Genomic DNA, 13,629 nt, shown 5'->3' with positions numbered 1-13,629 from the left:
CCCGGATATTCCCGGCATTGCAAAAATAAAATGGCGCGGCAGCGTCGCTAGTACGCGCGCGAGACAAATCATCAATCGTTCTCTGTCGATTTTTATTTTGAGACCGGGAATAAACTGACCCAGTGAGCGGTCTTGTTGCCGTGAGAGGCGGAACGCCCCTCGTATCGATCCAGCAGAGCCAAGATCTCGAACACTATTCGGGTCGCAGGATGGCGGATTTGGCAGCGTGCCAGATCCGGAGCCGCCCGCGTCATTGGATCCGGCTGGCCATCATCAAGGAGACCGACATGACCATCCATAGCCTCGTTCGCACCCCTGTCCGCACGGTTGCCGCCGTTCTGCTTCTCCTGCCAATCGCTGCCGCTCCGGCTTACGCCGCTCATCGCCACGCACCACGCATTGGCGTTCCGACGAGCTACGACAGCCTCGGCTCCTTTGAGCCCACCCGGACCGGCAGCATTAGGTCGACAGGCGATTTCGGCTTCCCCGGCCGGTCGATGCGGAGCAGCACGCTCGGCAACGCCGAGTTTCCCGAACGTGATCCGATCGCACAGAACCTCGGATCGACCTCGGGTGGTGGACTGAACTGAAGCTCGAGCTCCGCCAACGCGCTCTGCGCGTTGGCTTTGAATGGACCATAACGACGGATCGTACGGTGTTCGTCCCAGGGTCCGGATAGGTATGGCTTGGCTGGCCAACCGACGTTGGAAGCCGTGCTCTCACCCGTGCTTTATCGTGGCCGCAACGCCATCAAGCGCACGTTTGCCGCCTCGCAGATGGTGTACCGTCTGCCACTCCTTATCAGCATACTTGCCTGCGCAATTCTGCCGGTGATTGTGCCTGTTTCGCCGTCTCTCGCCACGGAGAAGAAGATGACCGACACGACGCAGCTCGAGAGCACTTACGGCTTCGCGGAGACAGTGCAGCGGCTGTGCAGCACGCTGGAAAGCAAAGGCCTGACGATCTTTGCGGCCATCGACCAGCGTGCGGCGGCCCAGTCGGTTGGGCTCGACATGCCGCCGACCACCCTCATCGTCTACGGCAACCCAAAGGGTGGCACGCCCTTGATGCTCGTCGCGCCCGATTTCGCCCTCGAGCTGCCGCTCAAGCTGCTGGTGCGCGAGGACGCCTCCGGCAAGACGCTGGTGCTTTACACGCCAGCTGCCGCACTCGAAGGCCTGCATGGCCTTCCGGCCGGTATGGCCGCGAAGCTGGGAGCAGCGGAACCGCTGATCGCCGCAGCCGTCTCGGCCGGCAAGTAGGGCCGAGCACCTCGGTGATGTTCCACGGCGGCCGGAGACGGTGCCGCAATCAGCAGAGGGTCTCGACGCACCAGCGACCGGGATCGCAGTCTTCGTCTTGAGCTATTTCACCCGCACGCCCCGCTTGTCGACGACTGTCGAGAACGTCTCCGCCAAGCGCGGCGGCCGGCGTTTCTTGCTGAGGGGACCAAATCAGCCGCTGCCCCGCGCGACAGTCCATTCGTCTGCCGGCAGCTGCCAACATCCTGTTGCAAATGTAGCTTGAGAGCCGTCCGACAGGACCTCTTCCGCGCCATGCACGGCGAGGCCGCGGGCTCCGTGGGCTTTGTGATCAAGCACTTTCCATGTGGCCCGCCACTAAATTCGGCGGGAGGCCGTTCGTTCTCCCTATGACTGAAACGGACCGCAGGCCCCCAAGCGAGCATTCGCTTCGAAAGGCATGCGCACATTTCGATGTGAGGCGTTCGAAGCCGTCTTGCGCCGAGTGAGCCCGGTCCTGGGCAAGCGTGTCGCGACGCTGATCGCTGGTGTCGAACCGCAGTCTGACGAGCCGACGCGGAGCGACCTCGGAGCCGCTGAGCAAGACAGGAGAGACAGCCGTGATTTTCGATCGGGACGACATCACCTTCATCGTCGTGGTGAACCACGAGGAGCAGTACTCGATCTGGCCGGAATACAAGGAGATCCCGGCCGGTTGGCGCGCGGTCGGCAAGAGCGGGCCGAAGAAGGATTGCCTCGGCTACATCGAGGAGATCTGGACCGACATGCGGCCGCTCAGCCTGCGCAAGCACATGGAGGAGCAGACCGACGCGGGCGGAGCCAATCCGTCGGTCCACTGATCGCGGTGGCGCGGGAGAGCGACAACGCGGCGGTAAGGCTGTTCTGCCTGCCCTATGCGGGCGGCAGTGCGATGGCCTATGCGCGCTGGCGGCGGCTGCTGCCGCCCTGGATCGCACCGGAGCTCGTCGAGTTTCCCGGCCGCGGCGCGCGCATGGACGAGCCGCTCGGCACCGATCCCCACGATCTCGCCTGGCAGCTCGCGGACGAAATCGGCGACCGGCTCGACCGGCCCTATGCCCTGTTCGGCCACAGCCTCGGGGCGGTCGTCGCCTACGAGCTGGCTCACGTGCTGGTCGCGCGGAGCGCAGCGCCACCGCTGGTGCTGTTCGCCTCGGGCACCGAGGCGCCCTCCGTGCGGGACGACAGCGACTGGCGCCGCCCGCGCAGCGATGCCGAGCTGATCGCCGAGCTGCGCGCCATGCGCGGCACCCCCGAGGAGGCGATTGCCAGCGCCGAGCTGATGGAGACCTTCCTCCCGATCCTGCGCGCCGACTTCTTGATGTGCGGCGCCTTCGCCTACCGCCCGCGCCCCAAGCTGCCGTGCCCGATCCATACGCTCGGCGGCACCGAGGACGATTGCGCCGGGGCGGCCCTCGAAGCCTGGGGCCGCGAGACCGAAGCCGGTTTCCGGCTCGATCTCGTGCGGGGCAGTCATTTCTTCATCCACGAACGGCAGGCCGAGGTACTCAGCCTGATCGAGAAAGATCTGGCCGAGCGGCTGCCGAAAGACGCCCTCGCAGCCACCGCCTGATCCACGCCGAGACGACACGAAACCCGCAGACGGAGCCACCCGCGACATGAGCGCCTTCACCGTCCGTCCTCTCCTGGAGGGCACCAGCCTGCCGATGCTGTTCGAGGCATCCGGCTCGTCGATCCTGCTCTCGGACGCGCTGCCCGAGATGCGGCCCGAGATCGACCGGCACCTGCGCACCGGCGGCGGCGTGATGTTCCGCGGCTTCGACCTCGACGGGGCGGATGCCTTCCGCGCCTTCGCGGGCAATTTCGGCCATCCGCTCCTGACCTACGAGTTCGGCTCGACCCCGCGCAGCCAGGTCACCAAAGGCGTCTACACCTCCACCGAATACCCGCCGCACCAGCACATCCCGCTGCACAACGAGCAGGCCTATACGCGGGATTGGCCGATGAAGATCTGGTTCTACTGCATGCAGGCGGCGCCCGAGGGTGGCGAGACCCCGATCGCCGACAGCCGCGCCATCTTCAACGACGTGCCCGAGGCGATCCGCCAGGCCTTCGTCGACAAGGGCCTGATGTATGTCCGCAATTACGGCAATGGGCTCGACGTGCCGTGGCAACAGGTCTTCGGCACCGAGGACAGGGCCGAGGTCGAGGCATACTGCGAAAAGCACGGCATCACCTGCGACTGGAAGGATGACGGCGAGTTGCGCACCCGGCAGGTCTGCCAGGGCGCCGCGCGCCATCCCGTCACCGGCGAGTGGGTCTGGTTCAACCAGGCCCATCTGTTCCACGTCTCGAACCTCGAGCCCGAGGTACGCGAGAGCCTTCTCGACATAGTCGAGGACGAGGAAGAGCTGCCGCGCAACGTCCTCTACGGCGACGGCACCCCGATCGACGATGCGACCCTCGACACGGTGCGCGGCGTGCTGAAGCAGCACACGGTGATCTTCCCCTGGCAGAGCGGGGACGTGATCATGTTGGACAACATGCTCACAGCGCATGCCCGCACGCCCTTCAAGGGCCCGCGCAAGGTCATCGTCGCGATGGCCGAGGCCCACGGCCAGCACTGATTTTCCTGGCGGGCCACGGCCCGCCTCTTCGCCGCGGCATCACACCCAGTCAGCGATCAGCATGCGAAACGACTCTCTCGTCGACCGGCTGCGGAGCCACGCCGCGCTCAAGCCCGAGGCCCGCGCCCTGCGCTTCCTCGACGGCGACACGCTGGCCGCCGACCTGACCTATGCCGAACTCGACGCGCGCATTCGCGCGGTGGCGGCACATCTGCAGCAGGGTGTGGCGCGGGGCGAGCGCGCGCTGCTGCTCTTCCCGAACAGTGTCGACTACGTCGTTGCCTTCTATGCCTGCCTCTATGCCGGCGTGATCGCGGTGCCCGCCTACCCGCCGGATCGCGGGCGCACGCAGCACGCCACGCGTCTGCGCGGCATCATGATTGACGCCGAGCCGCGCTTCATCCTGACGACCGCGGCGCTGAGTGGCCTGATCGCGGCCGAGCTGCCGCCGGATGCCGATAGCCGCATCATCGCAGTCGATGTCGTGCCAGCCTCTGCGGCCTCCGACTGGCGGGAATCCTCGCCGGTGCCCGACGACATCGCGTTCCTGCAATACACCTCCGGCTCGACCGCCCAGCCGAAGGGGGTCTGCGTCTCGCATGCCAATCTCGCGGCCAACGAGCGCGCGATCACCGACGCGTTCCGCATGAGCCAGGACGACATCGTCGTGAGCTGGTTGCCGCTGTTCCACGACATGGGCCTGATCGGCGGCCTGCTGCAGCCGCTCTACCTCGGTATCTCCGCGGTTCTCATGGACCCGAAGAGCTTCACCGAGCGCCCGCGCCGCTGGCTGGAGACGATCCAGCGCTTTGGCGCGACCTTCAGTGGCGGTCCCGACTTCGCCTACGCTCTCTGCGCCGACCGGATCAGCGATGCCGTCGCCGAAACGCTTGACCTCAGCACCTGGCGCATCGCGTTCAGTGGGTCGGAATTCGTCCGCGCCGGCACCCTCGACCGCTTCACCCGGCGCTTCGCAGCGAGCCGGTTCTCGCCCAAGGCGCTGTGCCCCGGCTACGGCCTCGCCGAGGCGACCCTGTTCGTCACCGGCAGCCCGCCCGGCGAGAGCGCGAGCATCGTCAATTACGACCGCACAGCGCTGGGGCAGGGCCGGGTCGTCGAGGCGGAGGACGGCTCGCCGCTGGTGGCGGCCGGCCATACCCGGCCCGACCATACCATCCACATCATGCGCACCGATGGCAGCCGCATGGCCGATCAGGACACGATCGGCGAGATCTGGGTTCGCGGCCCGAGCGTCGCCCGCGGCTACTGGCGCAACGAGGCAGCGACGCAGGCCGCCTTCGTCGAGACCGAGAGCGGCCACTGGCTGCGCACGGGAGATCTCGGCTTCGTGCGCCGGGATGGTGGCGTCGTCGTCACCGGGCGCATCAAGGACATGCTGATCGTGCGCGGCCAGAACCTCTTCGCCCTCGACATCGAGACGGCGGTCGAGGCCGAGATCGAAGTGGTGCGGCCGGGCCGCGTCGCCGCCTTCCCGGTCGAGATCGATGGCTGCGAGGGCATCGGCATCGCCGCCGAGTTCCGCCGCGGCATCGCCAATCTCGTACCTGCCGAAAACCTGCGCGACGCCCTCGCCAAGGCCGTGATCCAGGCCTGCGGCGAGGCCCCCGTGGTGAGCGTACTGCTCAATCCGCGCGGCATGCCGCTCACCACCAGCGGCAAGCTGCAACGCGCGGCTTGCGGCCTGCGCTGGGAGAGCGGTCTCGACAGCTTTGCCGTGTTCGTCGGCGGCAGGCGGGTGGATGGGGCTGTGGCCGCAACCGCATCCAACCCAACACCTCAGGATGAGGGAGTGGGTGGGGGAGCGGTCGCGAGTGCCGTTATCGAGGCGTGGCGCGAAGCCCTCGCGCTCACCGACATCGCCCCGGCGGACGATTTCTTCACCCTCGGCGGCAACTCCATCGCCGCCGCCCAGGCCGCCGCCGCCTTGCGCGAGACCCTGAAGGTCGAGCTCGGCCTCTCGGCTTTCTTCCGCCACCCGACGCTCGCCGCCTTCGCCGCACATGTCGGCACGCTGCCGCGCGCTGCCTCGGACGGCATCACGCCGGTAGTGCCGGTCTCGCGCGCCGCGCCGCTGGCGCTGTCGCATGCCCAGGAGCGGCTCTGGTTCCTCTGGCAGATGGCCCCGGCCAGTACCGCCTACACCGTTGCCGGAGCGATCCGGCTGCGCGGCACGCTCGATGCCGGCTCGCTCTCACGGGCGCTCGATGCCGTCGTCGCCCGGCACGAGGCCCTGCGCACCACCTTCGAGGCGGGCGAGGGTGGCGGAACGCAGATCATCCACGAAGCAGCCCCGGTGCCGGTGGAGATCGTCGATCTCAGCGCCCTCGACGGCGCGGCGCAGGCCGAGGCCGTCGCCGAGCGGACCCGCGACGCGCTCGCCGTGCCCTTCGACCTGACCACCGGCCCGCTGCTGCGCGCAACCCTGCTGCGACTCGGCGCGGAGGAGCACGAATTCGTGCTCACCGCCCATCACATCGTGGTCGACGGCGTCTCGATGGGTGTGCTGCTCGACGAGATCGGCGCGCTCTATCTCGACGCTGCGGCCGCCTTGCCGACACTGCCTGTGCAATATGCCGACTACGCCGCCTGGCAGCGCGGCTGGCTCGGCGCCGGAGAGGGCGAGCGCCAGCTCGGCTTCTGGGCCGGGTGGCTTGGCACCGAGCATCCCGTCCTCGCCCTACCGCATGACCGGCCGCGCCCGCCGCAGCAGAGCCATCGCGGCGACACGGTCACGCTCGCCATCGAGGCCGACCTCGCGGCCCAAATCCGCGCGTTCGCCCGCACCGAACAGGCCAGCACCTTCATGGTGCTGCTCGCCGCCTTCGCCGTGCTGCTCCACCGCAATTCCGGCGAGCAAGATCTGCGCATCGGCGTGCCCACCGCCAACCGGCGGCTGAAGCCGCTGGAGGGGCTGATCGGCTTCTTCGTCAACACGCTGGTGCTGCGCCTCTCCACCGACGACCGGCTCAGCTTCTCAGGTCTGCTGGCCCAGACCAAGCAGGCCGTCATCGAGGCGCTCGCCCACCAGGACGTGCCCTTCGAGCGCCTCGTTGAGCGCCTCGCCCCCGAGCGCAGCCTCGGCCACAACCCTCTCTTCCAGGCCAAGTTCAACTACATGGCCGAGCCACGCGGCTTCACCTCGGTGCCCGGGCTCGATGCCGAGATCCGCATCGTCGACCTCGCCGGCGCGCATTTCGATCTGGCCCTCGACATTCTCGACGGCGCCGATGGGATGAAGGCGACGTTCAACTTCGCCACCGACCTCTTCGACCGTGACACGATCGAGCGGATCGCCGCGCAGTTCGGTGACGTTCTCCGTCAGGTCGCGGTTGCCGCCGATCGGCCCCTGGCGAACCTCACGCTTCCGGAGGCGAGCCAGCGCCCGATCGCCACCGAGCGGCAGGCCTTTTCGGCCGTGACGTTCCCGCAGCTCTTCGCCGATGCCGCGCGGTCCTGGCCCGAAGCCGAGGCCGTCGTCGACGCCGACGACAGCCTGACCTATGCGGAACTCGATGCCCGCTCGAACGGGCTCGCGACCGATCTTCGCGCCAGCGCGATCGCCGCCGAGACCCGCGTCGCCATCCTCGCCGAGCGTTCGAACACGTTCGTGATCGCACTCCTCGGCGTGATGAAAGCCGGTGGCGTCGCCGTCCCGCTCGACCCGTCATGGCCGCTCGGCCGCGTGCGGGCGTTGCTGGACGATGCCGGGATCGCCACCGTCCTGTCGGCCGGAGACGCGCTCAAACTCGCCCGCGAGACCGGCCGCACCGTCATCGATGCAGGCAGCGTCTCACCGCAGCCAGGCTCGGCAGCTTTCCCGGCGATCGATCCGCGTCAGGCGGCCTACGTCATCTACACCTCGGGCTCGACGGGGAACCCGAAGGGCGTCGTGGTCGCTCATGGCGCGCTCGCCAACTACGTGCAGGCGCTGCTGCTGCGCCTGCGGCCCGAGCCGGGCGACGTCATGGCCATGGTCTCGACCCCGGCGGCCGATCTCGGCCACACCGTGCTGTTCGGTGCGCTGGCCTCCGGCGCCGGCCTCGACCTCTTCCCGCGCGACAATGCCTTCGACGCTGCGCTGTTCACCGCCCGAATGCGCGATCACGCCGTCGATATCCTCAAGATCGTCCCGAGCCACCTGCGCGGGCTGATCCAGGCGGAGGCCTCCGGCGACGTGCTGCCGCGCAAGACGCTCGTTCTCGGCGGCGAGGCCTGCGATCCGGCGCTCGTCGCGGAGATCCGCCGGTTGCGGCCGACGTTGCGCATCCTCAATCACTACGGGCCGACGGAAACGACGGTCGGCGTTGTCACTCACGAGGTCGGTGAGGCCAGCGAGGTCGTGCCGGTCGGCCTGCCACTCGCCAATTGCGAAGCGCATGTCCTCGATGCGTCGCTGAACCCCGTCCCGGCCGGCGTCGCAGGCGAACTATATGTCTGCGGTGAAGGGCTCGCCCGCGGCTATCTCGGCAACCCCGTCGCCACGGCGGAAAGCTTCGTGCCGAACCCGTTCGGAGCGCCGGGCAGCCGGCTCTACCGGACCGGCGACCGGATGCGCGCGGACCGCGACGGCAACCTCGTCTTCCTCGTGCGCAGCGACGACCAGATCAAGCTGCGCGGCTACCGCATCGAGCCTCGCGAGATCGCGCAGATGCTCGCGGCGGATCCGAGCTTGGCGGAGGCCGTCGTTCTAGCGCAGCCCGTCGTGCCGGGCGAGGCTGCCCGCCAGCTCGTGGCCTACGTCACCGCCGCGCCAGGGGCCGCCCCCGAGCCCGCGGCGCTCAAGGCGAGGCTCGCCACGCAGCTGCCGGACTACATGATTCCGGCGCACATCCTTCTGCTCGACCGCCTGCCGCTCACGGCCAACGGGAAGCTCGACCGCAAGGCGTTGCCGCTCCCCGAGGCGGCGCCCGCGGCGAACACAGCCGCCGAGCCGATGGGCGAGGTCGAACAGGCCATCGCCGAGATCTGGTGCCAGGTGCTGCGCCGCGACAGCGTCGGTGCCACCAACAACTTCTTCGAGCTGGGCGGGGATTCGATCCTCAGCCTCCAGGTGATCGCCCGGCTGCGCAAGCGCGGCATCAAGCTCACCCCGAAGCAGATCTTCGACCGGCAGACGGTCCGAAGCCTCGCCGAAGTCGCCGGAACGGTAGCCCCGAAGGCCGCCGCCGCGAAGCCGGCCGAAGCGCCGGCCGCGTCCATCCCGCTGCTCCCGATCCAGGACCGTTTCTTCGCCGAGGTCACCGTCGACCGGCATCACTGGAACCAGTCGCTCCTGCTCGCCGCGCGCGAGCGGCTCGATCCGGAGCCCCTGGCCAAGGCCTTGCAGGCGCTTCTCGACCATCACGAGGCGCTGACGACACGTTTCGACGAGGGCGCGTCCGGTTGGCGAGCGGAGCGCGGGGCAGCTGCCCCCCGCACCGACCTGTTGCGCCGGGTCTCAGCCGCTGGTTCGGCGGCCATTGCGGGCCTCTGCGCCGAGGTGCAGGCCAGCCTCGATCTCGGGGCCGGCTGCCTGGTCCAGGCCCTGCTGATCGACAGGCCCGAAGGCGACCAGCACCTGTTGATCGCGATCCACCATCTCGCGGTCGACGGCGTGTCCTGGCGTGTCCTGCTCGAGGATCTCGTGACCGCCTACGCTCAAGCGAGCGAGGGGCGTCCGATCGATCTCGGGGCGAAGACCGATAGCTTCGCGCATTGGGCCACACGCCTGCGCGAACCCCCTGCACCGGCAGCGGAACTTCCGTTCTGGCTGGCCCAGGGCAACGGCTTGGATGCCGGCCTGCCGAGCGACCGCATTCCGGCGACACCCGAACTCCTGGCGGATGCCGAGACGGTGGCCTGCATCCTTGATGCCGGCCTCACCCGCCGCCTCCTGACCGAAGCGCCTTCCGCTTACCGCACTCAGGTCAACGATCTGCTTCTCGCCGCCCTGGCGCGCACATTGAGCGGCTGGTCCGGGCAAGACGCCGTGCTGGTCGAACTCGAAGGCCATGGCCGCGAGGACGTCTTGCCCGGCATGGACGTGTCACGGACCGTCGGCTGGTTCACGACCGTGTTTCCCCTGCGCCTCGATGGAGCGCGCGGCGACGCAGGCGCTCTGATCAAGCGCACCAAGGACGCCATCCGCGCGATTCCCGAGCGCGGCCTCGGCTACGGTCTGCTGTCCCGCTTCGGCCGCGCCGAGCAGCGCGCGGCGCTCGAGGCGTCGCCGCAGCCGCAGGTGACCTTCAACTATCTCGGCCAGCTCGATGCAGCCTTCGGTTCCGATAGCCTATTTGCCCTGACCGACGAGGATCCGGGTCCGTCTCGCTCGGCGAAGGCGCCGCTCGGCCGCCCGCTCGGCATCGTCGGCGAAGTGCGCGAGGGCTGCCTGCGTCTATCCTGGCGCTACGGCCGGCAGCGGCACGACCGGGCCACGATCGCGCGGCTGGCCGAGCTCTACGCCGACACCCTGCGCGACCTGGTCGAGCACTGCGCCAGCGCTTCCGGCCTGACGCCGTCCGACGTCCCACTCGCTGGCCTCGACCAAGCCGGTCTCGACGCCTTGCTCGGCGCGTCCGGCCTCGATCCGCGCGGGATCGAGGACATCTACCCGCTCGCGCCGACGCAGGCCGGCATCCTGTTCCACAGCCTCTCGGAGGGCGACAGCCGACGCACCTACGTCAACCAGGTCGCGGTGACGGTCGAGGGTATCGACGCCGCCCGGATCGAGGCGGCCTGGACGAGTGCCACGCGGCGGCATGCCGTGCTGCGCACGAGCATCCATTGGCAGGGCCTCGACGGCACCGCCCTTCAGATCGTGCACGCCGATCCCGCATTGCCTTTCGTAGTCGACGATTGGGGCGGCGCCGATGGGCTCGAACGGCGCATCGCCGAGGCCGAGCGCTCCGAGCACGAGGCACCGTTCGCGCTCGATCGAGCCCCCCTGCAGCGGGTTCGGCTGATCCGCCTGGACGATGGGTCCGGGGGAAGGCCGCGGCATCGCCTGATCTGGACGAGCCATCACATCCTGATGGATGGCTGGTCCTCCGCACGCCTGCTCGCCGAGATCATGGGAGCCGAGGGCGCGGCTTCGTCCGGCGGACGCTATCGCGACTACATCGCGTGGCTCGCCACCCGCGACCAGGCGGCGGCCGAGGCGTTCTGGCGCGAGGAACTGGCGACCCTCGACGAGCCGACGCTTCTGGCACCGGCTCTGCATCGAAGCGGTGCCGGAGAGCCGGGCCATGGCAGCCTGCCGCTCGCCCTCGACGGCGACGCCTTCGCGCGCCTATCGGGCTTCGCCCGGCGCGAGCGCATCACACTGAACACACTGGTGCAGGCGGCATGGATCCTCGTCCTGCGTCGCCTCACCGGGCGGGACGCGGTTGCCTTCGGCGCCACCGTCGCGGGCCGGCCCGACGAGCTTCCGGGCGCCCAGGACATGATCGGGCTGTTCATCAACACGCTGCCCGTCATCGACGACGCCTCTCCGGCGACGGGCGCCGCCGCGTGGCTGCGCACGCTCCAGGACAGGAACCTGCGCCTGCGTGAGCACGAGCATACGGCTCTCGGCCTCATCCAGGCTCTCGCCGGACGGCCCGGCCAGCCGCTCTTCGACACCATCGTGGTGTTCGAGAACTATCCGATCGACGACACGCTGTTGCGGGATGGCGAGGCCGGCTCCGGCCGCCCCGCCTTCACCGACCTGCGCCACGCTAGCCCGACCAACTACGCGCTGACGCTCTACGTCTTCGCGGGTGCGGACCGGCTCGACCTGCGTTTCGACCACGATCTCGCGCTCTTCTCAGCCGAGCAGGTCGACCTGCTTCGGAGCAGCGTCGCAGGCCTGCTCGCTNATCTGTCGCAGGCGCCGCTGCAGCGGGTGCGGCTGGTGCGGCTGCCGGACGATGCCGAGGGGGCCTCGCGGCATCGCCTGATCTGGACGAGCCATCACCTCCTGCTGGACGGCTGGTCGTCGGCGCGGTTCCTGGCGGAGGTGCTGGAGGCGTATCGGGGCGAGGGGGGCTCGTCTTCCGCCTCTGGCACCGCCCTGTCGTCGCCCGGCCTGTACCGGGACTACGTGGCCTGGCTGGCCGGGCGGGACCAGGAGGGCGCGGAGGCGTTCTGGCGCTCCGAGCTCGGGGATCTGGAGAACCCGACCTATCTGGCCGAGGCCTTTGCCGGCGACTCGGATTCTGCCGCGGGCGCTTCCGATCAAGCCGGGGGCGAGGCCGGCCCTGACGACGGCGCGCTGATCGAGCGCACGGTGCTGGTGGAGGGCACGGCCTTCGATCGGCTGCGGGCCTTCGCACGCGCCGAGCGGGTGACGCTGAACACCCTGGTCCAGGGGGCCTGGTCCCTGCTGCTGCGGCGGCTGAGCGGCCAGGAGCGGGTCTGCTTCGGGGCGACGGTGTCGGGGCGCCCGGCGGAGCTCGCCGGCAGCGAGACGATGTTCGGCCTGTTCATCGCGACGCTGCCCGTGCTGGAGGGGACGCCTCCCGATCACGCGGTGGGAGACTGGCTGCGCCACCTTCAGGAGCGCAACCTCGCCCTGCGCGAGCATGCCCATGTCCCGCTCTCCCGGCTGCAGCGTCTGGCGGGCCAGGCGGGGCGGGCCCTGTTCGACACCCTGGTGGTGTTCGAGAACTATCCGGTCGATGCCGCGCTCAAGGGCGAGGCAGGCCCGTCATCCTCTCCCATGTCCTCCTCTCCCGCGACGGCGCGGTTCGGCGACGTCCGGGTCTCCGAGCGTGCGAACTACCCGGTGATGGTGACGGCCTCGGCCGGCACCGGCCTGCGGCTTCACCTGCAGGTGGACGGGTCCCGGTTCACGCCGGGGCAAGCCACCCTGATGGCGCAGGGCCTGCAGGACTGGCTCGTCGCGATCTGCGCGGATGGGTCCCGCTCGCTCGGGTCGGTCGCCTCGGCGGGCGATGCGGACCGGATCGCGGCGGCCGTGGCGGCGACGCGGGCGGCGGGGGCGGGTGCGATCCCGGCGGCTGGCGGGTCTCTCCCCCTGGTGACGGAGGCGATCGCGGCACGCGCCGCACGCGCTCCCGATGCGGTGGCGGTCGTGGAGGGCGATGGATCCGTCCTCAGCTACGGAGAACTCGAGGCACGGGCCGAGCGTCTGGCGGCGCATCTGCGCGGGCTGGGGGTCGGGGCTGGCTCCGGGGCGCCCGGTACCGGCGAGAGCCGGGTCGGCCTGGCGCTCGGCCGACGCGTGGGCCTGCTGGTGGGGCTGCTCGCGGTCCTGAAGGCCGGCGGCGCCTACGTGCCGCTCGATCCCGCCTATCCGGCCTCACGGCTCGCCCAGATGTTCGCGGATGCCGGCCTGTCCCTGATCCTGGTCTCGGACGATCGGGAGGACGTCCCGGAGGAGGCCGCCCAGGCGCTGGCCTCGGGCGGAGCCCGCCTGCTGCGGATCGATGACGGCGGTGGGCTGGTCGAGGGCTCCAGCAAATCTTCGTCCTCGCCGTCATCCCTGCCGGGCCTGCCTTCGCCGTCAGGCCCATCCGCATCGTCCCTGGCCTATGTGATCTACACCTCCGGCTCCACGGGACTGCCCAAGGGGGTGATGATCCCGCACGCCGCCCTGGCCAACATCCTGTCGAGCATGGCCGCCGCTCCCGGCATGGCAGAGGGCGATGCCGTCCTCGCCCTGACCTCGCTCTCCTTCGACATCGCCGTGCTGGAACTCCTGCTGCCCCTGACCGTGGGCGCCCGGATCGTCCTGGCCGACCGGTCGGCCTCGCGCG

General features: G+C 69.4%; 6 protein-coding genes. All 6 read left to right on the top strand.

The window, feature by feature from the left end; all coding sequences use genetic code 11:
• Nucleotides 1-287: 287 nt before the first annotated feature.
• Nucleotides 288-590: a hypothetical protein gene (locus HCU64_RS24470; protein WP_233387041.1), complete on the top strand. Its 303-nt coding sequence runs from the start codon at nt 288-290 to the stop codon at nt 588-590.
• A gap of 123 nt (nt 591-713) precedes the next feature.
• Nucleotides 714-1,262 (top strand): DUF302 domain-containing protein, encoded by a 549-nt coding sequence (locus HCU64_RS24465; protein WP_233387081.1) that lies wholly within the window; start codon nt 714-716, stop codon nt 1,260-1,262.
• A gap of 599 nt (nt 1,263-1,861) precedes the next feature.
• Nucleotides 1,862-2,101 (top strand): MbtH family protein, encoded by a 240-nt coding sequence (locus HCU64_RS24460; RefSeq protein WP_233387040.1) that lies wholly within the window; start codon nt 1,862-1,864, stop codon nt 2,099-2,101.
• A 5-nt stretch (nt 2,102-2,106) separates the two neighbouring features.
• Nucleotides 2,107-2,853, top strand: coding sequence for a thioesterase II family protein (locus tag HCU64_RS24455; RefSeq protein WP_233387039.1), 747 nt, complete (start codon nt 2,107-2,109; stop codon nt 2,851-2,853).
• Between the two features lie 46 nt (nt 2,854-2,899).
• Nucleotides 2,900-3,868, top strand: a complete 969-nt coding sequence (locus tag HCU64_RS24450) for a TauD/TfdA family dioxygenase (RefSeq protein ID WP_233387038.1) — start codon at nt 2,900-2,902, stop codon at nt 3,866-3,868.
• Nucleotides 3,798-13,629: amino acid adenylation domain-containing protein (locus tag HCU64_RS24445; RefSeq protein WP_442786011.1), on the top strand; the 9,832-nt coding region annotated here is incomplete at its 3' end. The genes HCU64_RS24450 and HCU64_RS24445, both read left to right, overlap by 71 nt.

Origin of the sequence: Methylobacterium sp. C25 (genome assembly GCF_021352225.1) — a bacterium.
In the GTDB taxonomy this organism is placed as follows: domain Bacteria; phylum Pseudomonadota; class Alphaproteobacteria; order Rhizobiales; family Beijerinckiaceae; genus Methylobacterium.
This window is presented reverse-complemented; position numbering and strand designations above follow the sequence as displayed.

Bases quoted from the DNA above. Each gene is read 5' to 3' on its own strand.
- HCU64_RS24450 (WP_233387038.1), top strand. From the start codon at position 2,900: ATGAGCGCCTTCACCGTCCGTCCTCTCCTGGAGGGCACCAGCCTGCCG.
- HCU64_RS24470 (WP_233387041.1), top strand. From the start codon at position 288: ATGACCATCCATAGCCTCGTTCGCACCCCTGTCCGCACGGTTGCCGCC.